The organism is Agromyces aurantiacus (assembly GCF_016907355.1).
Classification (GTDB): Bacteria; Actinomycetota; Actinomycetes; order Actinomycetales; family Microbacteriaceae; genus Agromyces; species Agromyces aurantiacus.
This window is the reverse complement of sequence record NZ_JAFBBW010000001.1, coordinates 3073940-3094348: the sequence shown is the minus strand read 5'-3', so window position 1 is coordinate 3094348 and position 20409 is coordinate 3073940. Positions and strand designations below refer to the sequence as shown.

The 20409-nt window shown below is 72.3% G+C and carries 20 protein-coding genes and 1 tRNA gene; 13 read left to right on the top strand and 8 right to left on the bottom strand.

Going from position 1 to position 20409, the window contains the following annotated elements:
* Positions 1-105 precede the first annotated feature (105 nt).
* The 3 genes from JOD46_RS14590 (at position 106) to JOD46_RS14580 (ending at position 2788) form a co-directional block, all read left to right on the top strand.
* Positions 106-996 carry a MetQ/NlpA family ABC transporter substrate-binding protein gene (locus JOD46_RS14590; protein WP_204395231.1) on the top strand — a complete coding sequence of 297 codons (891 nt, stop codon included), beginning with the start codon at positions 106-108 and terminating at the stop codon, positions 994-996.
* A 104-nt stretch (positions 997-1100) separates the two neighbouring features.
* Positions 1101-2129 (top strand): methionine ABC transporter ATP-binding protein, encoded by a 1029-nt coding sequence (locus tag JOD46_RS14585; protein ID WP_204395230.1) that lies wholly within the window; start codon positions 1101-1103, stop codon positions 2127-2129.
* Positions 2129-2788, top strand: a complete 660-nt coding sequence (locus JOD46_RS14580) for a methionine ABC transporter permease (protein ID WP_204395229.1) — start codon at positions 2129-2131, stop codon at positions 2786-2788. The genes JOD46_RS14585 and JOD46_RS14580 overlap by 1 nt, the downstream gene beginning before the upstream one ends.
* Before the next feature lie 24 nt (positions 2789-2812).
* Here JOD46_RS14580 and JOD46_RS14575 read toward each other — a convergent pair whose 3' ends face one another.
* A complete protein-coding gene (locus JOD46_RS14575; RefSeq protein ID WP_204395228.1) occupies positions 2813-3304 on the bottom strand; it encodes a MarR family winged helix-turn-helix transcriptional regulator in 492 nt (163 codons plus the stop codon).
* Positions 3305-3390: 86 nt separating this feature from the next.
* On the opposite strand from JOD46_RS14575, the gene JOD46_RS14570 reads away from it, so the two are divergent.
* The 5 genes from JOD46_RS14570 (at position 3391) to JOD46_RS14550 (ending at position 8245) form a co-directional block, all read left to right on the top strand.
* Positions 3391-3900 (top strand): flavodoxin domain-containing protein, encoded by a 510-nt coding sequence (locus tag JOD46_RS14570; RefSeq protein WP_204395227.1) that lies wholly within the window; start codon positions 3391-3393, stop codon positions 3898-3900.
* Positions 3901-3992: 92 nt separating this feature from the next.
* Positions 3993-4064: transfer RNA gene (locus JOD46_RS14565), tRNA-Gln, on the top strand.
* Position 4065: 1 nt separating this feature from the next.
* Positions 4066-5535 carry a bifunctional UDP-N-acetylglucosamine diphosphorylase/glucosamine-1-phosphate N-acetyltransferase GlmU gene (gene glmU / locus JOD46_RS14560; protein ID WP_204396712.1) on the top strand — a complete coding sequence of 490 codons (1470 nt, stop codon included), beginning with the start codon at positions 4066-4068 and terminating at the stop codon, positions 5533-5535.
* A 29-nt stretch (positions 5536-5564) separates the two neighbouring features.
* Positions 5565-6542: a ribose-phosphate diphosphokinase gene (locus tag JOD46_RS14555; protein WP_204395226.1), complete on the top strand. Its 978-nt coding sequence runs from the start codon at positions 5565-5567 to the stop codon at positions 6540-6542.
* A 2-nt stretch (positions 6543-6544) separates the two neighbouring features.
* Entirely contained in the window at positions 6545-8245 is a 1701-nt protein-coding gene (locus tag JOD46_RS14550; protein WP_204395225.1) for a long-chain-fatty-acid--CoA ligase, read from the top strand.
* A 7-nt stretch (positions 8246-8252) separates the two neighbouring features.
* On the opposite strand, the gene JOD46_RS14545 is transcribed toward JOD46_RS14550, so the two are convergent.
* The 5 genes from JOD46_RS14545 to JOD46_RS14525 form a co-directional block, all read right to left on the bottom strand.
* Positions 8253-8597, bottom strand: a complete 345-nt coding sequence (locus JOD46_RS14545) for a hypothetical protein (protein ID WP_204395224.1) — start codon at positions 8595-8597, stop codon at positions 8253-8255.
* Positions 8594-8935: a DUF202 domain-containing protein gene (locus tag JOD46_RS14540; protein ID WP_204395223.1), complete on the bottom strand. Its 342-nt coding sequence runs from the start codon at positions 8933-8935 to the stop codon at positions 8594-8596. Before JOD46_RS14540 ends, JOD46_RS14545 begins: the two co-directional genes overlap by 4 nt.
* A gap of 9 nt (positions 8936-8944) precedes the next feature.
* Positions 8945-9298: a YidH family protein gene (locus JOD46_RS14535; protein ID WP_204395222.1), complete on the bottom strand. Its 354-nt coding sequence runs from the start codon at positions 9296-9298 to the stop codon at positions 8945-8947.
* Positions 9299-9333: 35 nt separating this feature from the next.
* Entirely contained in the window at positions 9334-10803 is a 1470-nt protein-coding gene (gene gnd, locus JOD46_RS14530) for an NADP-dependent phosphogluconate dehydrogenase (protein WP_204395221.1), read from the bottom strand.
* Positions 10804-10937: 134 nt separating this feature from the next.
* Entirely contained in the window at positions 10938-11657 is a 720-nt protein-coding gene (locus JOD46_RS14525; protein WP_204395220.1) for a FadR/GntR family transcriptional regulator, read from the bottom strand.
* A 219-nt stretch (positions 11658-11876) separates the two neighbouring features.
* Here JOD46_RS14525 and JOD46_RS14520 point away from each other — a divergent pair, with 219 nt between their 5' ends.
* Both JOD46_RS14520 and pth read left to right on the top strand, forming a co-directional pair.
* Complete coding sequence (locus tag JOD46_RS14520) at positions 11877-12515, top strand: 50S ribosomal protein L25/general stress protein Ctc (protein WP_204395219.1); 639 nt, start codon at positions 11877-11879, stop codon at positions 12513-12515.
* 115 nt (positions 12516-12630) lie between these two features.
* Positions 12631-13260, top strand: a complete 630-nt coding sequence (pth, locus tag JOD46_RS14515; protein ID WP_307835056.1) for an aminoacyl-tRNA hydrolase — start codon at positions 12631-12633, stop codon at positions 13258-13260.
* Between the two features lie 89 nt (positions 13261-13349).
* Here pth and JOD46_RS14510 read toward each other — a convergent pair whose 3' ends face one another.
* On the bottom strand, positions 13350-14051 hold the full coding sequence (locus JOD46_RS14510; protein WP_204395218.1) for an RNase H family protein: 702 nt from the start codon (positions 14049-14051) through the stop codon (positions 13350-13352).
* A 91-nt stretch (positions 14052-14142) separates the two neighbouring features.
* Here JOD46_RS14510 and mfd point away from each other — a divergent pair, with 91 nt between their 5' ends.
* The gene (mfd, locus tag JOD46_RS14505) at positions 14143-17817 is read left to right on the top strand and encodes a transcription-repair coupling factor (protein WP_204395217.1); all 3675 of its coding nucleotides are present in this window, start codon (positions 14143-14145) and stop codon (positions 17815-17817) included.
* 80 nt (positions 17818-17897) lie between these two features.
* On the opposite strand, the gene nhaA is transcribed toward mfd, so the two are convergent.
* Positions 17898-19100 (bottom strand): Na+/H+ antiporter NhaA, encoded by a 1203-nt coding sequence (gene nhaA, locus JOD46_RS14500; protein ID WP_204395216.1) that lies wholly within the window; start codon positions 19098-19100, stop codon positions 17898-17900.
* A 164-nt stretch (positions 19101-19264) separates the two neighbouring features.
* Between nhaA and JOD46_RS14495 the strand changes: the two genes are divergently transcribed.
* Positions 19265-19909 (top strand): nucleoside triphosphate pyrophosphohydrolase, encoded by a 645-nt coding sequence (locus JOD46_RS14495; protein ID WP_204395215.1) that lies wholly within the window; start codon positions 19265-19267, stop codon positions 19907-19909.
* Between the two features lie 54 nt (positions 19910-19963).
* Positions 19964-20404, top strand: a complete 441-nt coding sequence (locus JOD46_RS14490; protein WP_204395214.1) for a DUF6841 family protein — start codon at positions 19964-19966, stop codon at positions 20402-20404.
* The last annotated feature ends 5 nt before the right edge of the window (positions 20405-20409 follow it).

Below are 20409 nucleotides of genomic sequence, written 5' to 3'. Positions count from 1 at the left end.
GCATCGAAGCCCCCACCGCCAAACCCGGTGGCATCGCCGTGCCGTCTCACCACGCCACATCCGGCAGTCGGTCGCGCGCGCCCACGTGAAAGGAACCGCACCGCCATGCCCAGCACCCGAACCAAGATCCTCGCCGCCCTCGCGGCGGCGCCCCTCGTCATCGCCCTGTCGGCCTGCGCCTCGGGCGCCGGCGCCGAGGGCGGCGACGACGTCGTCCGCATCGGCGTCGTCGGCAAGTCCGACCCGCAGTGGCCCGCCTTCGAGGAGGCCGCGGCCGAGGCCGGCATCGAGATCGAGCTCGTCGACTTCGCCGACTACGCGCAGCCGAACCCCGCGCTCAGCGAGGGCGAGCTCGACCTGAACCAGTTCCAGCACATCGTGTACCTCGCCGACTACAACGTGTCGGCCGACGAGGACCTCACGCCCATCGGCGCGACCGCGATCTACCCCCTGGGCCTCTACTCGACGAAGGTCGAGTCGGTCGACGACATCCAGGACGGCGACACCGTCGCCGTGCCCGACGACCCCTCGAACCTCGCGCGCGCCCTGCTGGTGCTGCAGTCGGCCGGCCTCATCGAGCTGAAGGACGGCGGTTCGATCTTCTCGACCGTCGCCGACATCGACGAGGCGAAGTCGAAGGTGAAGGTCACGCCGCTCGAGGCGTCGCTGACCCCGACGAGCCTGCCGGATGTCGCGGCCGCCGTGATCAACAACGACTTCGTCGAGGACGCCGGCCTCACCTTCGCCGACGCGATCGCCAAGGACGACCCGTCCGACCCGAACGCGCTGCCGTACGTGAACATCTTCGCCGCGCGCGCCGAGGACAAGGACAACGCGACCTACAAGAAGCTCGTCGAGATCTTCCAGACCGACCCCGACGTGCAGGCCGGCCTGCTCGAGTCCTCGGGCGACACCGCGGTGCCGCTGACCACCCCGGTCGCCGACCTCGAGGCGTCGCTCGCCGACGTCGAGGACGACACCCGGGCCCAGGGCTAGTCGGCCCCGCCCGCCACGTCCGCATCATCACGGCACGCCCGCGGGCGGAGGTCGCCGCATCCGGCGCCCTCCGCCCGCTGCGGCGTGCATGGAGGAGGTTCCCCATGGCGCTCGTGAGCCTCGAGCACGTCACCAAGTCCTACCCGGCGGCCGACCGGAAGGCCGACCCGGTCGTCGCCGTCGACGACGTCTCGCTCGACATCGAGGCGGGCGCCGTCTTCGGCATCATCGGGTACTCGGGCGCGGGCAAGTCCACGCTCGTTCGGCTCGTCAACGCGCTCGAACCCGCGACGAGCGGCTCGATCCGGATCGACGGCCGCGAGATCACGGGCCTGCGCGAGCGGGAGCTCCGCGCGATCCGCCTCGGCATCGGCATGATCTTCCAGCAGTTCAACCTGTTCGACGCGAAGACCGTGCGCGCCAACGTCGCCTACCCGCTGAAGGTCGCCGGCTGGCGGAGGGCCGACATCCGGGCCCGCGTCGACGAGCTGCTCGAGTTCGTCGGGCTCGCCGACAAGGCCGCCGCCCACCCCGACCAGCTCTCCGGCGGGCAGAAGCAGCGCGTCGGCATCGCGCGCGCCCTCGCGACGCGCCCGCGCATCCTGCTCGCCGACGAGGCCACGAGCGCGCTCGACCCCGAGACCACGCACGAGGTGCTGACGCTGCTCAAGCGCGTCAATGAGGAGCAGGGCGTGACGATCATCGTCATCACGCACGAGATGGACGTGATCCAGACGATCGCGACGAAGGTCGCGGTGATGGACCGCGGGCGCGTGATCGAGCACGGCGACGTGTTCGACGTGTTCTCGCGGCCGAGCCATCCGTCGTCGCAGCGGTTCGTCGGCACCGTGATCAAGGGCGTGCCGTCGCCGGCCGAGCTCGCGGTGCTGCGCGAGCGCCACGAGGGGCGCATCGTCACGTGCTCGTTCCGCGACGGCGACGCGTCGCAGGCGCGCGTCTTCCTCGACCTCGCCGAGGCGGGGGTCGAGTTCGAGCTCGTCTACGGCGGCATCAACGACATCCGCGGCCGCGCATTCGGTCACCTCACCCTGGCGATCCGGGGCGAGGATGCCGCGATCGACCGCGCGATCGCGACGATCTCGGACCACGCCGACGTGACGGAGGCCCGCTGATGGATGCGCTCATCGAACTGGCTCCCGAGTTCTGGACGGCCGCGGCCGAGACGTTCTACATGGTGGCGCTCACGATGCTCTTCGGCGGCGCGGGTGGATTCCTGCTGGGCGTCGGCCTGTACGTGACGCGCCGGGGCGGGCTGCTGCCGAACTCCGTCGTGAACAACGTGCTCAACGTCGTCATCAACTTCTTCCGACCCATCCCGTTCATCATCTTCATCGCCGCGGTGCAGCCGCTCACGCGCGCGGTGATCGGCACGGGCATCGGCACGGATGCCGCGATCTTCGCGCTCTCGCTCGCGGCGTCGTTCGCGATCGGGCGCATCGTCGAGCAGAACCTCATCACGGTGCGCCCCGGTGTCATCGAGGCGGCCCGGTCGATGGGTGCGGGGCCCTGGCGGATCCTCGGCACCGTGGTCGTGCCCGAGGCGCTCGGGCCGCTGATCCTCGGGTACACGTTCATCGTGATCGCGGTCATCGACATGTCGGCCATGGCCGGCCTCATCGGCGGCGGCGGCCTCGGCTACTTCGCGCAGCTGTACGGCTACCGGCAGTTCGAGCCGGTCGTCACGTGGGCGGCCGTGCTGCTCATCGTGGTGTTCGTGCAGGTCGTGCAGTACCTCGGCAACTGGCTCGCCCGGAAGGTGCTGCGCCGGTAGGGCGGCGGGGCGCCGGCCGGCGCGTCAGGCGAAGCCGAGTGACAGCTTGCGCAGCAGCGCGGCGAGCCGGCGCTGCTCCGCCGTGGGCAGGCCCGCGAGCAGTTCGGCCTCGGCGTCGACGAGCCGCGTGATCGCGGCATCCACGCGCGTGAGTCCGGCCGGCGTCATCTCGACGAGGATGCCGCGACCGTCGTGCGGATCGGTCTGCCTGGTCACGAGCCCCCGGGCCACGAGCCGGTCGATGCGGTTCGTCATGGTGCCGCTCGACACGAGCGTCTGCGCGAGCAGCGCCTTCGGCGGCAGGCGGAACGGCGCGCCGGCACGCCGCAGCGCGGAGAGCACGTCGAACTCCCACGACTCGAGCTCTGACCGCTCGAACGCCTGCTTGCGCGCACGGTCGAGCAGCTTGGCCAGCCGACCGACGCGCGAGAACACCTGCAGCGGCGCGAAGTCGAGATCGGGTCGCTCGCGCTCCCAGTCCTCGACGATCCGGTCCACTTCGTCGCTGTCGGTCACCCGCCCATTGTGGCAGCAGGTCACCGGCGAGGCTCGCAGGGACGAAGGTCCTCACCGCGTCGGACCTTCGGTGCCAGCATCGACGCGTGGCCCGGGTCCTCGTCGCGTACGCGACCAAGCACCATTCCACGGCCGAGATCGCCGAGGCCGTGGCCGGGGAACTGCGTGCTCGCGGGCACGAGGCCGACGCCGTCGAGGCGAGCGCCGCGACCGCCGAGGGATATGACGCCGTGGTGCTGGGAAGCGCGACGTATGCGGGTCGCTGGCGCCGTGAGGCGCGCCGCTTCCTCTCGCACGAACGCGACCGCCTGGCGAGGATGCCGTTCTGGGTGTTCAGCTCGGGGCCGGTCGGCGAGCCGAAGGATGACGCGCCAGCCGAGGATGACACGTGGCTCGAGCCGCGGAAGGTCATCGAGCAGGCCGAGGCCGCAGGGGTGCGCGAGCACGTCGTGTTCGGCGGCCGGCTGCCGGAGGAACCCGACGGGTTCATCGAGAAGGCCATGGTGCGCAACACCCCCGAGCAGTTCCAGGACCGTCGCGACTGGGACGAGATCCGTGGCTGGGCCGACCGGATCGCCGACCAGCTCGCCGGGTGATCCGGGTCCCCGCACCGTCCCTGCACGCCGGCGCGACCATGGCAGACTTGACGGCGGCGCCCGCAGGCTTCGACGCCTGCGCCCGGGCGCGGTCCGCCATGGTGTAACGGCAGCACGACAGCCTTTGGAGCTGTGAGGACCAGGTTCGAATCCTGGTGGCGGAGCATGGACAACAACCTCGCGATCGTCGTGCTCGCCGCCGGCCAGGGCACGCGGATGAAGTCGACCACCCCGAAGATCCTGCACCCGCTCGCGGGCGCGCCGATCATCGCGCACGTCCTGGCGACCGCGCGGGCGCTCGATGCGGCGCACGTCGTCGCCGTCGTGCGGCACGAGCGCGACCGCGTCGCGCAGGCCATCGAGGCCGAACTGCCGGGCGCGATCATCGTCGACCAGGACGAGATCCCGGGCACGGGCCGCGCGGTCGAGCAGGCCGTCGAGGCGCTCCCGTCCGACTTCGCCGGCGAGGTGCTCGTGCTCAACGGCGACGTGCCGCTCCTGAACGCCTCGACCCTCAGCGAGTTGCTCGAGCGCCACCGCGCCGACGGGCTCGCGGCATCCGTGCTCTCGGCCCGCTACGACGACCCGAGCGGCTACGGCCGCATCGTGCGCACCGCCGACGGGGCGTTCGCGCGCATCGTCGAGCAGAAGGACGCGACCGAGGACGAGCTCGCGATCGACGAGGTCAACGCGGGCGTCTACGCGTTCGGGGTCAACGCGCTGCGCGACCAGCTCGCGAACCTGACCACCGAGAACTCCCAGGGCGAGAAGTACCTGACCGACGTCATCGAGCACCTGCGCGCCGCGGGCTCCGAGGTGAAGGCGCGCCCGGTCTCGGAGTCGTGGCTCGTCGCGGGCATCAACGACCGTGCGCAGCTCTCCGAGACGGCCGCGCGGTTGAACGCGCTCATCGTGCGCGGCTGGCAGCTGAACGGTGTCACGATCGAGGACCCGGCGACGACCTGGATCGACCTGGCGGTGCGCATCGAGCCCGACGTCACCATCCGCCCGGGCACGCAGCTGAAGGGCGCGACGGCGATCGCGACCGGCGCGGTCGTCGGCCCCGACACGACCCTCGTCGACTGCGAGGTCGGCGCGAACGCCGAGGTCAAGCGCACCGATGCGACGCTCGCCGTCATCGGGCCGGGCGCCTCGGTCGGGCCGTTCGCCTACCTGCGCCCCGGCACGGTGCTCGACGCCGACGGCAAGATCGGCACCTTCGTCGAGACGAAGAACGCGCACATCGGCACGGGCAGCAAGGTGCCGCACCTCTCGTACATCGGCGACACCGAGATCGGCGAGGGCTCCAACGTCGGCGCCGGCTCGATCACCGCCAACTACGACGGCGTGAACAAGCACCGCACCACGATCGGCTCGCATGTGCGCACGGGCTCGCACGGGGTGTTCGTCGCGCCCGTTACGATTGGGGACGGCGCCTACACGGGGGCGGGGACGGTCGTCCGCAAGGACGTGCCGGCCGGTGCGCTCGCCGTGAACGTGGCGCCGCAGCGCAACCTCGACGGCTGGGTCCTCACGCATCGCGCGGGCACGAAGGCCGCGGAGGCCGCGCAGGCGGCGCCGGCGGGCGGCGAGGCCTCCGCCGCTGCGGAGGCCGGCGAGCAGGGCCAGGACTGAGAAGGACTCCGGTGGGAAGGACTGCACACATGTCGGGAATCGAGACCACCGGATCGAAGCGCCTCGTGCTCGTCTCCGGGCGCGCGCACCCCGAGCTCGCCGAGCAGATCGCGGTGGAGCTCGGGACCGAGCTCATGCCCACCGACGCGCGCACCTTCGCCAACGGCGAGCTCTACGCCCGCTTCGACGAGAGCGTGCGCGGCACTGACGCGTTCGTCATCCAGTCGCACGCGGCACCCATCAACGAGTGGCTCATGGAGCAGCTCATCATGGTCGACGCCCTCAAGCGGGCCTCGGCCAAGCGCATCACCGTGGTCTCGCCGTTCTACCCGTACGCCCGCCAGGACAAGAAGGGCCGTGGCCGCGAGCCGATCTCGGCGCGCCTGGTCGCCGACCTCTACAAGGCCGCCGGCGCCGACCGCATCATGTCGGTCGACCTGCACGCCGCGCAGATCCAGGGCTTCTTCGACGGGCCGGTCGACCACCTCTTCGCGATGCCCGTGCTGCTCGAGCACTTCCGCAAGCTCCTCGACCCGCAGACCCTCACCGTGGTCTCGCCCGACATGGGTCGCGTTCGCGTCGCCGACATCTGGTCCGACAAGCTCGGCGCGCCGCTGGCCATCATCCACAAGCGACGCGATCCGCTCGTGCCCAACCAGGTCTCGGTGCACGAGATCGTCGGCACGGTCGAGGGTCGCGTGTGCCTGCTCGTCGACGACCTCATCGACACCGGCCGCACCATCGTGAAGGCCGCCGAGGCCCTGAAGAAGAACGGCGCCACCGGCGTGGTCGTGGCGGCGACCCACGCCGTGTTCTCGAACCCCGCCGTCGAGATCCTGCAGTCCGACTTCATCGACCGGGTCGTGGTCACCGACACGCTCCCGGTACCGATGGAGAAGCGCTGGGATCGCCTGACCGTGCTGCCGATCGCGCCCCTCCTGGCGCGCGCCATCCACGAGGTCTTCGACGATGGCTCGGTGACGAGCATGTTCGACGGGGCGGCCTGAGCATGTCGGATGCCGCGGCGAAGCCCTGGCTGCGCAGCTACGCGCCGGGCGTCCCGCACGAGCTGCCCGCGCCCGCCGGCTCGCTCGTCGACCTGATCGAGGCGTCGGCCGCGGAGTATCCCGACCGCCCGGCGCTCGAGTTCTTCGGCCGGGTCACGACCTACGCCGAGCTGCTCGAGCAGGTCGAGCGCGCGGCCGAGGGCCTCCGGCGGCTGGGCGTGCAGCAGGGCGACCCGGTCGGCATCGTGCTGCCGAACTGCCCGCAGCACGTGGTCGCGTTCTACGCGATCCTCAGACTCGGCGCGATCGTCGTCGAGCACAACCCGCTCTACACGGCGCGCGAGCTGCGCCACCAGTTCGAGGACCACGGCGCTCGCGTCGTGATCGCGTGGGACAAGGTCGTCGCGACCATCCAGGACTTCCCCGACGACCTCGCCATGCGCCACGTGGTCTCGGTCGACCTGACCCGGGCGATGCCGTTCGGCACGCGCGCCGCACTCCGGCTGCCGATCGCCAGGGCGCGCGAGGCCCGCGCGGCGCTGACCACGCCGGTGCACGACACCGTCACGTGGCCGGAGCTCGTCGCCTCCGATCGCATCGCCCCGCACCTGCGCGCGCCCGACGTCGGCGACGTCGCGCTCATCCAGTACACGAGCGGCACCACCGGCAACCCCAAGGGCGCGACGCTGACGCACGCCAACCTGCTCGCGAACGCCGCGCAGGCCCGCGCGTGGGTGCCCGAGATCGAGCGCGGCACGTCCGTGGTCTACGCGGTGCTCCCGATGTTCCACGCCTACGGGCTCACGCTGTGCCTGACCTTCGCGATGAGCATGGGCGCACGCCTCGTGCTGTTCCCGCGCTTCGATCCCGAGCTGGTGCTGAAGGTCGTCCGGAAGCGCCCGCCGACATTCCTGCCCGCCGTCCCGCCGATCTACGAGCGCCTCACCAAGGCGGCCGTCGAGCAGGGCGTGTCGCTGCAGGGCATCCGCATCGCCATCTCGGGTGCGATGCCGCTCTCGGCCGAGGTCGTCGAGCCGTGGGAGGCGCAGACCGGCGGGTACCTCGTCGAGGGCTACGGCCTGTCGGAGTGCTCGCCCGTCCTCATGGCCAACCCCGTCGCGCCGACCCGGCGAGCCGGGACCGTCGGCCTGCCGCTGCCCGACACCGAGTGCCGTGTCGTCGACCCCGACGAGCCCACGCGCGACGTCCCAGCGGGCGAGCGCGGCGAGCTCGTCGTGCGCGGCCCGCAGGTGTTCCAGGGCTACTGGCACAAGCCCGAGGAGACCGCGGCGGTCTTCGTCGACGATCCCGCGGGCGGTGCGCCGTGGTTCCGCACGGGCGACATCGTCACGATCGACGACGACGGCTTCGTCACCATCGTCGACCGCATCAAGGAGCTGATCATCACGGGCGGCTTCAACGTCGCGCCGAGCGAGGTGGAGGACGCCATCCGCCATCACCCCGACGTCGAGGACTGCGCGGTGGTCGGCCTGCCCGACGAGCGGTCGGGCGAGCAGGTCGTCGTCGCGGTCGTGCTGCGGCCCGGCGCCTCGCTGGACGTCGAGTCCATCCGGTCGGTCGCGCGCGAGCGCCTCACGGCCTACAAGGTGCCGCGTCGCGTGGTGGCGGTCGACGACCTGCCGCGGTCGCTCATCGGCAAGGTGATCCGTCGCCAGGTGAAGGAGCGGCTGCTCGAGGGGTGAGGTCCGCTCAGGCGTCGCGGCCGGGCGCGTTCCGCGGCGCGCCGGGCATCGGGCCGAGATTGCCGAGGAGGGTGTCGTGACCGGCGCCGGCCGGGCGCGCGAAGCAGAGCCATCCCGGCCCGCCCTCGGCGAGCAGGTCGAACGACACGTGCCCCGACGCGTCCGCCGAGAAGTCGGCGGCGTAGGTCGCGCAGGCCCGCTCGGCGGCGGAGCGCGCCACGCCGAACGCCGAGAGCACGATCGGCAGCACCATCGCGACGAGGGCGACGAGCACGGCCGCCCGCAGGAGGCGCCGCCGCCGTTCGGTGCGGACGGGGCGGTCGTCGTCGGCGTCGGGATGCCAGTCGGTCATCCGCTGCCTCCTTCGACGAGTACCGAGGCGATCCCGGCGAGGGTCGCCAGCACCGTGGCCGCCGCGACGCCGGGCAGCGCCCAGCGCGGCGGGGTGATGGTCAGGATAGCCCCGGAGAGCTGGCGGCGCCTGACCGCCGCGACGGCGACCGTCGCACCGGCCGCCGCGAACAGCAGTGCGCCGACGGCGATGAGGGAGCCCTCGCCGAGCACGAGGCCGGCGCGCAGCGACAGCAGTGCGTTCACGGCGATCGCGAGCGAGGTGCGTCCCCAGGCGAGCGCGGTGCGCTCGGGCTGCAGGCCCGGGTCGCCCGGGGCGTCGATGCGGTGCACGGCCACGGCGCCGGCTCAGGAGACGAGCAGGACGATCGTGAGGACCGCCGCGGTGAGCAGGGTCGTCGCCGCGAGCACCGGCAGGGCCCAGCCGTAGGGCAGCGGACGGCCGTGGCGCATGGCGATCTCGGTGGAGCGCCAGCGGGTGTAGGCGATCACGCTGAGCGCCGCGGCGACGACGCCGAGCCCGACCGCGATGACCACGAGCGCGAGGCGCGGCTGGAGCCCGGTCGCGAACTGGTGCAGCAGCACGCCGCCCGCGAGCAGTGCGAGCGCGGTGCGGATCCACGCGAGGAACGTCCGCTCGTTGGCGAGCGTGAAGCGGTAGTCGGGGTCCTGCCCCTCCTCCTGCCACGACGGTCTGCGCATGATCGGCACCGCGCCCGGGTCCGGGTCGCCCTCGCTCAGTGCGAGGAGGGCGTCGTCTCGATCTCCGACCGGTCGCCTGACCACAGCGTGTGGAACACGCCGGGCTTGTCGACGCGCTGGTAGGTGTGCGCGCCGAAGAAGTCGCGCTGCCCCTGCACGAGCGCGGCCGGCAGGCGGTCGGCGCGCAGCCCGTCGTAGTACGCGAGCGACGACGAGAACGCCGGGGTCGGGATGCCCGCGCCCGCCGCGATCTGCACGACGCGGCGCCAGCTGTCCTGCGCGCCCGCCACGGCGTCGCGGAAGTACGGTGCGGTCACGAGTGCGACCAGGCCCGGGTCCTCGGCGTAGGCGTCGGCGATGCGGTTGAGGAAGCGCGCGCGAATGATGCAGCCCGCGCGCCAGATCTTGGCGATGTCGCCCTTGTGGATGTCCCAGCCGAACTGCTCGGCGCCCGCGACGATCTCGTCGAAGCCCTGCGAGTACGCGATGATCTTCGACGCGTAGAGCGCGCGGCGCACGTCCTCGACGAACGCGTCGGCGTCGGCCTCCTCCACGGTCCACGCGGTCGACGGGCCGGGGAGGTCGGCCGCGGCCTCGCGCTGCGCGCGCTTCGAGGAGAGGCTGCGCGCGAACACGGCCTCGGCGATGCCCGACACGGGCACGCCCAGGTCGAGCGCGTTCTGCACGGTCCACGCGCCCGTGCCCTTCGCGCCCGCCTCGTCGAGGATGACGTCGACGAGCGGCTGCCCGGTCGCGGCATCCACCTGGCGGAGCACCTCTGCGGTGATCTCGATGAGGTAGCTCTCGAGCTCGCCGGTGTTCCACTCGGCGAAGATGTCGGCGATCTCGGCGGGGGACTTGCCGGTGCCCTGGCGGATGAGGTCGTAGGCCTCGGCGATGAGCTGCATGTCGGCGTACTCGATGCCGTTGTGCACCATCTTGACGAAGTGGCCGGCGCCGTCGGTGCCGACGTGGGTCACGCACGGCTCGCCCTCGGCGACCGCGGCGATCGACGCGAGGATCGGGCCGAGGGTCTCGTACGACTCGGCCGAGCCGCCGGGCATGATCGAGGGGCCGTTGAGCGCGCCCTCCTCGCCGCCCGAGATGCCGGCGCCGACGAAGTGGATGCCGGTCGGCGCGATCTCGGCCTCGCGGCGGATGGTGTCGTGGAAGTTCGCGTTGCCGCCGTCGACGATGATGTCGCCCGGCTCGAAGCGCTTGACGAGCTCGGAGATGACCGCGTCGGTGCCTTTGCCCGCCTGCACCATGATGATCGCGGTGCGTGGCTTCGCGAGCGAGGCGACGAACTGGTCGTAGCCCTCGGAGGCGACGAAGCCCGCCTCCGGGTGCTCGGTCGTGAGCGTGCGCGTGCGCTCGGGGGAGCGGTTGAAGACCGCCACGGTGTTGCCCTCGCGGCTGGCGAGGTTTCGGGCCAGGTTCGAGCCCATGACGGCGAGGCCGACGACTCCGATGTTGGCGGTGGCCTGGGGGGTGCTCTCGGGCATGCTCGTGCTCCTGCGTCGGTGCGGTGTCGGGCACCACGCTAGCAAGGCCGGTGCCGCTCAAGAATCAGACGTCAACCAGTATTGCACCGAATAAGTATGATTTAAGCGCCGGATGACGCGACGCGACGCTGACGTCAGGGTGCGAGATGCGCGCGCGGCAGGTCGCGCCAGGTGCGCTCGACGTCATCGGCCGTGCGGCCGAGCACGCGCAGCATCGCCGCACGCGCGGCCTCCGCGCGGCCGGCCAGGATCGCGTCGGCGACGTCGACGTGCCACTGCATCGCATCCTCGCTGGGGTGCGTGGGCATGAGGCCGCTCGTCGTGCGGCCGCGCAGCACCTCGCCGACCGCGTCGCCGAGCGCCGCGAACATCTCGTTGCCCGACGCTCGGAGCACCGTTCGGTGGAACTCGACGTCGAGCTCGAGGAACGCGCCCGCGTCGCCCGCGCGACCCGCCGTGCGCATCGCCGCGGCGATCCGCATGAGCTCGCTCGCGAGCTCGGGCGGCGCGAAGCGCGCGGCGAGCTCGGCCGCAACGGGCTCGACGGCCGTGCGCAGCTCGGTCAGCGAGCGCAGCTGCGCGCCCTTCTCCGTCGACTCGAGGCGCCAGCGGATGACCGACGGGTCGAACACGTTCCACGACTCCACGGGCAGGACCCGGATGCCGACGCGCTTGACGGTCTCGACGAGCCCCAGCGACTGCGCGACGCGCACCGCCTCGCGCACCACCGAGCGCGACACGCGCAGGTCGTCCTCGAGCGCATCGGTGCGCAGCACCGCGCCCGGTTCGAGCTCGCCCGAGACGATCCGCGTGCCGAGGTGCTCGACGGCGAGGTCGTGCAGGCGGGAGCTCATGCGTCGAGGATATCGGCGGCGATCCGAGCGGCCGCGCCATCCGCTAGACTGGGCGATTGAACTTCGGCGAGGGATGTCGCCACCGCCCGGATCCGTCCGGGTGCGGCATCCGTGATCGACGCGGTGGAAGCGAGCTTCACGGCTGTTCCTCACGCGCATGCGTTCGAGTTGAAGACAGACACCCCACTCTGGGCCGCGAGCCCGCAAGGAGCCATCACCATGGACGAAGACAACAAGGTCGTCGCCGAGACGCGCGAGTCGTTCGGCAAGGGCGCGGCGCGCAAGATCCGCGCCGCCGGCAAGATCCCCGCCGTGCTCTACGGCCACGGCACCGACCCCCGCCACCTCACGCTGCCGGGCCACCAGATCCTGCTGCTCGTGCGCAAGGCCAACGCCGTGCTCGAGCTGCAGATCGGCAGCAAGACCGAGCTCGCGCTCGTGAAGGACGTGCAGAAGGACCCGGTGCACCAGGTCATCGAGCACCTCGACCTCATCGTCGTCAAGCGCGGCGAGAAGGTCCAGGTCGAGGTCCCCGTGCACGTCGAGGGCGAGCCCGCCTCGGGCACCATCGCCGACCTCGACGCCACGACCCTCTCGCTCGAGGTCGAGGCCACGCACATCCCCGAGAACGTGACGGTCAGCGTCGAGGGCCTCGAGGACGGCACCAAGCTGTTCGCGAGCGACGTCGAGCTGCCCAAGGGCGCCGCGCTGCTCAGCGACCCCGAGACGCTCGTCATCAACGTGCACGTGCCGCAGAAGGTCGACCTGGGCGAGGAGGCCGCTCCGGCCGAGAGCGAGGAGGCCGCCGAGGCCGAGGCGCCCGCCGAGGAGGCCGCCGAGGGCGAGTCGGCCGAGTAGCCGACCGCGCGAACCGCGTTTCGTCGCGAGGGCCTGCGGGTCCGCATCCGGGTACGCTCGGATCGCGGGCCGCAGGCCCTCCGCCGTTCCCATCACACGTGATCCCGGAGGCATCGTGAACCTGCTCGATCGCCTCCTGCACCGCCGGAAGGACGAGGCCGTGTCCGAGAACACCTGGCTCGTGGTCGGCCTCGGCAACCCCGGCGCCCAGTACGCCGGCAACCGCCACAACGTCGGCCAGATGGTCGCCGACGAGCTCGCGTCGCGCATCGGCGCGAGCTTCAAGAGCCACAAGACGCCCTCGCGCGTCGCCGAGGGCTTCCTGGGCCCTGGCCGGCCGAAGCTCGTGCTGGCCAAGCCGAACAGCTACATGAACACCTCGGGCGGCCCGGTCTCGGCGCTGCTGAAGTTCTACTCGCTCGGCGTCGACCGGCTCATCGTCGTGCACGACGAGCTCGACATCCCGTTCGACACCGTGCGCCTCAAGCGCGGCGGCGGGCACGGCGGCCACAACGGGCTGCGCGACATCCAGAAGGCCGCCGGCTCGCCCGAGTTCACGCGCGTGCGCGTCGGCATCGGGCGGCCGCCCGGGCGCATGGACGCGGCCGACTTCGTGCTGCGCGACTTCGCCGGCGCCGAGCGCGACGCGCTCCCGAGCCTGCTGTCGGATGCCGCGGACGCCGTCGAGGCGGTCGTCGAGCTCGGCCTCGTCGCGGCCCAGCAGCGGTTCCACTCGCCCGCCTGACCCGCTCGCCGACTCGGCGCGCCGACTCGCCACGAATCGACCCGAGATCGGCGCCGTGCGTCGATTTCCGGCGACTCGCGGCGCGAGCCTCAGATGAGGCCGCGCAGCAGCTCTTCCGGCGAGACGCCCTCGGCGCGCGCGCGGGCGACGAGGCGGTCGTGCTCGTCGGCGGAGAGCTCGAGCGTGAGCGTGTGCCACTGCGCCTCGTCCTCCGCGAGCGCGAACAGCGTGGGCTCCTCGGCCTCCGTGATCTCGCCGGGCGCCGGCTCGGGCACGGCCGCGGGGGCTTCCGGCGACGGCGAGACCAGCGCGTCGACCGCCGGCTCGCACGCGCCCGTCCAGCCGGGACCGGTCGGGATGTCGCCGCCCTTCTGGAACGCGACGGCCACCGCGCGGGCGCGCTCGTCGGCCGCCTCGTTCATCGGGTGGCCGGCGTGGCCCTTGACCCACTCGAACCGGTAGCGCCGGCCGCGGAGCGCCTCGTCGAGCGACTGCATGAGCTCGAGGTTCAGCACGGGGGAGCCGTCGGCCTTGCGCCATCCCTTGCGCTTCCAGTTCGGCATCCACTTGGTCAGCGCGTTGATCACGTACTGGCTGTCGCACTGCACGAGCAGTTCCTCGTCGAGGTGCGCCGTCGCACGGAACAGCTCGAGCACCGCGGTGAGCTCGCCCATGTTGTTGGTGCCGTGCGGCCAGCCCCCGGCCGCCCAGCACGAGTCGTCGACGTACCACGACCACCCGGCGGGGCCGGGATTGCCGAGCGCGGAACCGTCGGCGGCGGCGATGATCATGCTGGTCCTTCCGGTCGGGCGGGGCGGCGACCATGCTATCGGCGCCCGCCGTCCTCGGCCGCGTGTCAGCGGCCGCGCGTAGACTGCTCCGGTGATCCTGCAGGGCTTGAACACGGCGCTTTCGCGCGCCTCCACGATCGACCGAGCCCTCGCCGAGGCCGAGCGCAACGCCGACTTCTCGGCCCCCGCGGGCCTCGACGCGCCGCTGCTGGGCGCGCTGCTGGAGCGCCGCGCCGCCGCCGGCCGCGCGCCGGCGCTCTTCGCGATCACGGCGACCAGTCGCGAGGCCGAGGCGCTGCGCGCCTCGCTCGAGCCCTACCTCGACGGCGCCGAGCTGCTGGAGTTCCCCGCGTGGGAGACCCTGCCGCACGAGCGGCTGAGCCCCTCGGCCGAGACCGTCGGCCGGCGCCTGCATGCGCTGCGACGCCTGCGGGCCTGGGCGGGCGAGGGCGCGCGGCATCCGCTCGTCGTGGTCGCCTCGGTGCGCGCGGCGCTGCAGCCGGTCGCCGACAACCTCGGCGACCTCGAGCCGATCGAGCTCGTCACGGGCGGGCGCGGCTACGACCTGCCGCACATCGCCGCGCGGCTCGTCGACCTCGCGTACGCGCGCGTCGACATGGTCTCGCGCCGCGGCGAGTTCGCGATGCGCGGCGGCATCCTCGACGTCTTCCCGCCCACCGCCGACCACCCGGTGCGCGTCGAGTTCTTCGGCGACGAGGTCGAGGAGGTGCGGGCGTTCTCGGTCGCCGACCAGCGCTCGCTGCCCGACCGCATCGATCGCGTCGAACTCGCGCCGAGCCGCGAGCTGCTGCTCACCGAGCCCGTGCGACAGCGCGCGCGCGAGATGGTGCACGAGTTCCCGAACCTGTCGGGGATGCTCGAGAAGATCGCCGAGGGCATTCCGGTCGAGGGCATGGAATCCCTCGCCCCCGCGCTGCTCGAGCGGCTCGTGCCCGTGACCTCCTACCTCCCCGAGGGGGCCGCGGTGGCGGTCGTCGCCCCCGAGCGCGTCGCGTCGCGCGCGGTGAGCCTCTCCGAGACCAACCGCGAGTTCCTCGCCGCCGCGTGGAACGCGGCGACCGCGGGCGCCGCCGCACCGATCGACCTCGAGGCCGGCGACTTCCTCACGCTGCGCGAGCTGCGCGAGTCGGCGCTGTTCAGCGCGCCCGGCACGAGCGACCCGGAGCGCGTGTGGTGGACCTTCTCGAGCTTCGACCAGGGCGATGCGGCCGAGGCGATCGGCGCGACCGGCGGCGAGGCGGATGCCGCGTACGTGCGCGTCGCCGCGGGCACCGTGCCGAGCTTCCAGGGCAACGTCGAGGGCGCGGTCGCGCACGTCGGCGAGCGGCTCCGCGACGGCTGGAGCCTGGTGGTCGCCGCCGCCGGGCACGGCCTCGTCGAGCGCGCGCGGGACGTGCTCGCCGAGCACGGGCTCGCGGGACGCCTGGTCGATGCGGTGCCCGTCGAACTCGAGCCCGGGGTCGCGTACCTCGTGCAGGCGCAGGCCGCCGCGGGCTTCGAGGTGCCCGAGGCGAAGCTCGGGCTGATCGCCGAGGCCGAGTTCTACGGCCGGTCCGCGGGCTACGACGCCCGCCAGGGCAAGAAGCTCGCGAGCCGGCGGCGCAACGTCGTCGACCCGCTGCAGCTCAAGCCGGGCGACCACGTCGTGCACGCGACCCACGGCATCGGGCGGTTCGTCGAGCTCGTGCAGCGCGAGGTCGCCACGGGCACCCGCCCCACCGGCCCGAGCCGCACCGCCGGCATCCAGCAGGCGCCGACCGCGGTGCGCGAGTACGTGGTGCTCGAGTACGCGCCGTCCAAGCGCGGGCAGGCCGGCGACCGGCTGTTCGTGCCGATGGACCAGCTCGACCTGCTCTCGCGGTACGTCGGCGGCGAGGCGCCCAGCCTGTCGAAGATGGGCGGCAGCGACTGGGCGCAGGCCAAGAGCCGCGCGCGCAAGGCCGTGCGCGACATCGCGGTCGAGCTCGTCAAGCTGTACTCGGCGCGGATGGCGGCCAAGGGCCACGCGTTCGGACCCGACTCGCCGTGGCAGCACGAGCTGGAGGAGGCGTTCCCCTACGCCGAGACGCCCGACCAGCTGCAGACCATCGACGAGGTCAAGGCCGACATGGAGCGACCCATCCCGATGGACCGCCTCCTCGCGGGCGACGTCGGCTTCGGCAAGACCGAGGTGGCCGTGCGCGCCGCGTTCAAGGCCATCCAGGACGGCAAGCAGGTCGCGATGCTCGTCCCGACGACGCTCCTCGTCAAGCAGCACCTCGAGACCTTCTCCGAGCGCTTCGCCGGATTCCCCGTGCACGTGCGCGCGCTCTCGCGGTTCCAGACCGACAAGGAGGTGCGCGAGACCGTCGCGGGCCTCGCCGACGGCACGGTCGACATGGTCATCGGCACGCATCGCATCCTCACCGAGAAGGTGTCGTTCAAAGACCTGGGCCTGCTCATCATCGACGAGGAGCAGCGGTTCGGCGTCGAGCACAAGGACCAGCTGAAGAAGCTCAAGACCAACGTCGACATCCTCGCGATGAGCGCCACGCCGATCCCGCGCACGCTCGAGATGGCCGTCACCGGCATCCGCGAGATGTCCACGCTCGCCACGCCGCCCGAGGACCGGCACCCGATCCTCACGTTCGTCGGGCCCTACTCCGACCAGCAGGTGGGCGCCGCCATCCGGCGCGAACTGCTGCGCGAGGGCCAGGTGTTCTTCGTGCACAACCGGGTCTCGTCGATCAACCGGGTCGCGGCGCAGCTCGCCGAACTCGTGCCCGAGGCGCGCATCGCCGTGGCGCACGGCCAGCTCAACGAGCACGTGCTCGAGCAGATCGTCGTGGACTTCTGGGAGCGCAAGTTCGACGTGCTCGTCTCGACGACCATCATCGAGACCGGCCTCGACATCTCCAACGCGAACACGATCATCATCGACCGCGCCGACAAGTACGGCCTCTCGCAGCTGCACCAGCTTCGCGGGCGCGTCGGGCGCGGCCGCGAGCGTGCCTACGCGTACTTCCTGTACGACCCGGCGAAGCCGCTCAGCGAGACGGCGCACGACCGGCTCGAGACGATCGCGGCGAACAACGAGCTCGGCAGCGGCATGCAGGTCGCCCTGAAGGACCTCGAGATCCGCGGCGCGGGCAACCTGCTCGGCGCCGAGCAGGCCGGGCACATCGCCGGGGTCGGGTTCGACCTCTACCTGCGCATGATCGGCGAGGCGGTCAACGCCTTCCGCGGCGAGGTCGCCGAGGGCCAGACCGAGCTGCGGCTCGAGCTGCCCGTCGACGCGCATATCCCCGAGGGCTACGTCGACTCAGAGCGGCTGCGGCTGGAGGCCTACCAGAAGCTCTCGGCCGCGAGCGGGCCCGCCGCGAAGGAGGGCCAGATCGAGCTCGTCGTCGAGGAGCTCGTCGACCGCTACGGCGAGCCGCCCGAGCCCGTCGAGCACCTCGTCGCGATCTCGCGCCTGCGCCGGAAGGCGCAGCTCGCGGGGCTGTCCGACGTCATCGCCACCGGGTCGAAGCTGCGCATCGCGCCCGCGAAGCTGCCCGACTCGCGCCGCGTGCGGCTCGAGCGCATGTACCCGGGCGCGAAGCTGTTCCCGCAGAACGACGTCATCCTCGTGCCGTTCCCCACGCCTGGCGGCGAGGCGCCCGGTGACGGCGACCTCATCGAGTGGGTGTCGAACCTCATCGGCGTGATCTTCCCGGCCGAGCCGGTGGCGGCCGAGGGCGCGGCGGCCGCGACCGCGGGCTGACGAGGGCGGTCGGGCGGTCCGCCGGCCCGGCACCCACGCGGTCGCCGCGGCGCCCCGCCGGGTCGGCGCGGCCCGCGCGATCAGCGGGAGAGCGCGCCGCCCACGCCGCCCGCGGCGCCGTGCGCCCGGTAGGCGCGCGACTTCAGGGCGACCACGATCGCGGACACCACCACGGCGATGCCCGAGCCGAGGAGCACGGCGACCGTGCCCTGGTCGACGACCTCGGGGTACTCGCGGAACGCGAGCTCGTTCATGAGCAACGACACCGTGAACCCGATGCCGCCGAGCGCCCCCACGGTCGCGATGTCGGACCACGTCAGGGGCGTCACCCCGGTGCGCCGGCCCACCACCGCGGCGGCAAGACCGCCGACGAGGGTGATCCCGACGAGCTTGCCCACCGGCAGCCCGATGAGGATGCCCCAGAACGCGGGATCGAGTTCGCTCGGACGCACCTGCGGGATCGCCACGAGCGCGGCGGTGAACGCGAAGAGCGGCAGGATCACGGCGTTCGACCACGGCTCGAGCGCATGCACCGCACGGCCCGCCGGCCGACGCGACATCACGAGCCCGAGCAGCACGCCCGCGATCGTCGCGTGGACGCCCGAGAGGTACACGAAGCTCCAGCTGAGCGTGGCGAGCACCCACAGCACCGCCATGACGGGCCACTGCGCGCGCCGGGCGAGCACGTACGGCGATCGCGGACGCAGCAGGCGGCTGGTCATGCCGAACAGCGTCACCGTGATCGCCGCGTACCCGAGCCACGCGAGGTCGGCGTCGGAGGTGAAGAAGAAGGCGATGATGAGGATCGCGATCAGGTCGTCGAGCACCGCGAGCGCGAGCAGGAACACCCGCACGCGCGTGGGGATGAACCGGCCGAACATCGCGAGCACGCCGAGCGCGAACGCGATGTCGGTCGCGGTCGGCACGGGCCATCCGTCGGCGGTGGGCCCCGCGCCGGCGAACGCCAGGAACGCGAGCGCCGGCGCGACCACGCCGCCGAGCGCGGCGATCGCGGGCAGCGCGGCCTTGGAGAGGCTGTTGAGCTCGCCGATCACCAGTTCGCGGCGCAGCTCCACGGCGACGATGAAGAAGAAGACCGCGAGCAGGCCGTCGCTGATCCAGTGCCCCAGCGAGAGGTCCAGCGAGGTGAACGGCACGGCGAGGTGCGCGTCGCGCAGGTCGAGGAGCGCCGGGCCGGTCGGCAGGTTCGCGAGCAGCAGGCCGAGCACGGCGGCGGCGAGCAGGAGCGAGGCGGAGACGCGCTCGGAGCGGAGGATGTTCATGGCACCTCTGGCGGGTCGGGCGGCGGGCGATCGCACGCGGGACGGCGACGATGCGGGACGCATCGGCCGACCAGACTTCCCGGCACTCCTGCGATCCACCCTATCGGGCACCCCCGGTTAGGCTCGCTGCAGGCCGCGTCGCGCGGTCCCGGGAGGCGGTGGAGATGACGCGAGGTGACGGGCTGCTCGAGCTCGTGGCGATGGTCGGCCGGCTCCGCGGCCCGGGTGGCTGCCCGTGGGACGCCGAGCAGACGCACGAGTCGCTCGTGCAGTACCTCGTCGAGGAGTGCTGGGAGCTCATCGACGCGATCGAGGCCGGCAGCCGCGAGGAGATGATCGAGGAGCTCGGCGACGTGCTCTACCAGGTGCTCTTCCACGCCGACCTCGCCGCGCACACGCCGGGGGAGGACTACGACATCGACGACGTCGCCCGGCACATGACCGCGAAGATGGTGGCGCGCCATCCGCACGTCTTCGGCGACCGCGAGGCCGAGACCGCCGCCGACGTCGTCGCGTTCTGGGACGACCTCAAGGCCAGCGAGAAGCCGCACCGCACGAGCGTGCTCGACGGCGTGCCCCAGGGCATGCCCGCGCTCGCGCTCGCGCAGAAGCTGCTCGGCAAGGCCGAGAAGGTCGGCGTCGTGCGCGAGGCGACGGATGCCGCGTCCGCGCCGGCCACGGAGGCCGAGCTCGGTGACACGCTCCTCGCCCTCGTCGCGTCGGCCCGCGCCCAAGGGCTCGACGCCGAGCGCGCGCTGCGCGGCGCCATCCGCTCGCTGCAGGACGACGTGCGCGCGGCCGAGGCCTGAGCCGAGGGTCGCAAGGCCCATCCCGCGGCTCGCGCGGCGGCGTAGCCTGCGCGCATGGCCATCGACAGCAGGAGCCTCCACGAGTTCTTCGGCCGCTACGGCGCCGCGCTCGAGAACTTCGACGCCCGCGCCTCCGCGGCGCTCTGGGGACCGCCGCGCGCGATGCTCTCCGACGCGTTCGCCGGCTCCCTCGGCAGCGACGACGAGATCGCCGGCGCGCTCGAGCAGTCCTATCCGCTGTACCGGCAGCTCGGCCTCGCCGGCGTCGAGTTCGACGTGCTCGAGGAGGTGCCGATCACCGAGCACATCACGCGCGCGCGGATCCGTTGGCACTTCCTCGACGCCGACGGCGAGCGCATGAGCCGCAGCGACTACGAGTACTACGTGCAGCGCGGCGAGGACGGCGGGCTCAGCGTGCGGTTCGCGCTCGGCATCGACGACGCCGAGCAGCTCGCCGCCCTCATGCATCGCAAGGGCCTCGACGTGCCGAGCTGACCCGG